General features: G+C 63.5%; 2 protein-coding genes and 1 riboswitch. Of the genes, one reads left to right on the top strand and one right to left on the bottom strand.

The annotated features are described in order from the left end of the window. Positions 1 to 119: 119 nt before the first annotated feature. Positions 120 to 1,577 (bottom strand): TolC family outer membrane protein, encoded by a 1,458-nt coding sequence (locus B2V21_RS10915; protein ID WP_049862073.1) that lies wholly within the window; start codon positions 1,575 to 1,577, stop codon positions 120 to 122. A 183-nt stretch (positions 1,578 to 1,760) separates the two neighbouring features. Continuing rightward, positions 1,761 to 1,865, top strand: a riboswitch (TPP riboswitch). Between the two features lie 149 nt (positions 1,866 to 2,014). On the opposite strand from B2V21_RS10915, the gene B2V21_RS10910 reads away from it, so the two are divergent. Further along, on the top strand, positions 2,015 to 2,990 hold a 976-nt coding region (locus B2V21_RS10910), incomplete at its 3' end, for a phosphomethylpyrimidine synthase ThiC (protein WP_286916853.1).

The raw sequence follows: 2,990 nt of genomic DNA, 5'->3' as shown, positions 1-2,990 counted from the left end.
GCGGCGGCAAAAGCCGCGTCACTGACGACGCGATTCACCTGACACCCCGCATCACCGCCCAACGCGGCTCGCGCCGCTGCTACAGGGTTGCGCAAGCCGTTCAGCAGCGTCGCGTCAGGTCATGGTTTCGCTGGCGGCTTGAGCAGCGCTTCGGCGGCCTTGGCCAGGTCCGGTGGCAGGAAATCCTTGTCCGGGTTGTAGTCGGCCTTGAGGAAGCGCGTCAGGTCCTGCAGGTCGCCCGGGCTCAGGATGCCTGCCGCCTGCTTGAGGCGCAGGTTGTCCAGAATATAGTCGTAGCGGGTGTTGTTGTAGTCGCGCACCGAGCTGTACAGCTGACGCTGCGCGTCGAGCACGTCGACGATGTTGCGCGTCCCCACCTGATAGCCGATCTCGGTGGCCAGCACCGAACTCTGGTTGGAAATGATCGACTGCTTGCGCGCCTGCACCTGCTCGACATCGGTGTTGACCGCGCGGTGCAGGTTGCGGGTGTTCTCCACCACCTGCCGACGCAGGCTTTCGCGCTGCTGCTCGCTCTGCGTGAGCCGTGCGTAGGCTTCACGTACCTGCGAGCTGGTCAGCCCGCCGCTGTAGATCGGAATGTTCAACTGCACGCCGATGCTGCGCTGCGACACATCACTGCCATAGCTGACGCCGGGCAGGGTCGATGGGTTGCTGAAACCCAGATTGTCGTTGTCGCCCTTCTGGTATTGCGCGACCGCATCCACCGTCGGCGCATGCCCGGCCTTGCGCTGGCGCAAGGTCTGCTCGGCGGCTTCCACGGCGTAGTTGCTGGCCAGCAGATCAAGGTTCTGCCGCGAAGCGGTATCGACCCAGGTACTGGCGTCATTGGGTATCGGCGCCAGCACGGGCAGGGTGTGAACGATGCCCTGGATCGAATTGTATTCGCGGTTGGTCAGCGTGATCAGGGCCTGGAACGCATCCTCCACCTGGCGCTGGGCGATGATCCGGTTGGCCCGGGCGGTGTCGTAGCTGGCCTGGGACTGCAGGGTGTCGGTCTTGTCGGAAAGACCGACGTTGAAGCGCTCCTGGGACTGATCGAGCTGGCGCCGGAATGCATTCTCCTCGGCGCGCGCGGTGGCCAGGTTGTCCTGGGCGCGCAGCACCGAGAAATAGGCCTGGGCACTTTGCAGAATCAGGTTCTGCTCGGTGGCCGACAACTGCACTGCAGCCTGCTCGTCGACCGCCTTGGCCGCCTTGAGCTGGAACCAGCGGTCGGCACGGAACAGCGGCTGGCTCAATTGCGCACGGTAGGAATTGCCGCTGCGGTTGTACACCGCCGAGGGCTGGTCCAGCGCCGTGCGGGTGTCGTTGATGTCGTAACCGGCCGACAGGTTGGGCAGCAAACCGGCGCGCGCCTGCGGCACGATTTCGCTTTGCGCGGCATAGTCGGCCCGCGAGGCGGCCAGGTCGGCGTTGTTCAGTACCGCTTCCTGATAGACGCTGACCAGATCGGTCATGCTCGCCAACGGTGCCTGCTGCGCCAGGGCCAGGCCTGGGATGGCACCGGACACGGCCAGGGCGAGGGCCGTTGCCGAGGGAAATCTACTGCGCAGCATGGGGCAATCCTTGGTCTGTAAGCTGGGTCTGGACATCAGCTGTGGAAAGAGGCTTGGGGCAGGGCGAGTGTAGAGCGCGGCGCGCCGCACAACAATCGGTCCGATGCAACGGGCACTATCAAGACCTGCATCAAGACCTGCAGGCGGGGTTGGCGTTCCACGTGCAGGGCGTCTATGCTGTGCACGTTCTTGTCGGGGTGCCTTGCTATGAGGCTGAGATCGGATAATCCGGATCCCGTTGAACCTGATCAGGTTAACGCCTGCGTAGGGAACAAGATTTCTCGTCTTTGCGGCGAGTCCTCTTGTGCTTCGTCCGAGGTCTCGCGCATTTCTGCACAGCACCTCGCGTACAAGCACAGCATCCGTTCACAGGGTGCATCCGTGCCTTTCAGGTTCGCTCCGACATTCCCTGCTGGATGCCGTCTGGAGAGCCTGTGATGAATACAAAAGCAAAAAACACCGTGCATTTGAGCGAATCGGCCCAAGTCGATTCAGGCTCCGTGCAGCCCTTCACCCGTTCGCGCAAGATCTATGTCCAGGGCTCGCGGGCAGACATCCGTGTGCCCATGCGTGAAATCAGCCTGGACGTCACACCGACCGACTTTTCCACCGGCAACAGCAGCGGTGAGATCAACCCGCCGGTGACCGTCTACGACACCTCCGGCCCCTACACCGACCCCAATGTCGTCATCGACGTGCGCAAGGGCCTGGCCGACGTGCGTTCGGCCTGGATCGACGACCGTGGCGACACCGAACGGCTGCCCGGCCTGAGTTCTCACTTCGGCCAGCAGCGCCTGAGCGACGACGAACTGACCAAACTGCGCTTCGCTCACGTGCGCAACCCGCGCCGGGCCAAGGCCGGCGCCAACGTCAGCCAGATGCACTACGCGCGTCAGGGCATCATCACCGCCGAAATGGAGTACGTCGCCATCCGCGAGAACATGAAGCTGGCCGAGGCCCGCGCTGCCGGCCTGCTCAAGGATCAGCACAAGGGCCACAGCTTCGGCGCCAGCATTCCCAAGGAGATCACCGCCGAGTTCGTGCGTGAAGAAATCGCCCGTGGCCGCGCGATCATTCCGGCCAACATCAACCACACCGAACTCGAACCGATGATCATCGGCCGCAACTTCCTGGTGAAGATCAACGGCAACATCGGCAACAGCGCCCTGGGTTCCTCCATCGAGGAGGAAGTGGCCAAGCTCACCTGGGGCATCCGCTGGGGCTCGGACACGGTGATGGACCTGTCCACCGGCAAGCACATCCACGAAACCCGCGAGTGGATCATCCGCAATTCGCCCGTACCGATCGGCACCGTGCCCATCTATCAGGCCCTGGAAAAAGTCGGCGGCGTGGCCGAAGACCTGACCTGGGAGCTGTTCCGCGACACCCTCATCGAGCAGGCCGAGCAGGGCG

The sequence above is a fragment of the Pseudomonas sp. UBA6276 genome, from assembly GCF_002438365.1.
Taxonomy (GTDB): Bacteria; Pseudomonadota; Gammaproteobacteria; order Pseudomonadales; family Pseudomonadaceae; genus Aquipseudomonas; species Aquipseudomonas coleopterorum.
Note: the sequence above shows the minus strand (reverse complement) of the source record. Positions and strands in the feature narration are given on the sequence as shown.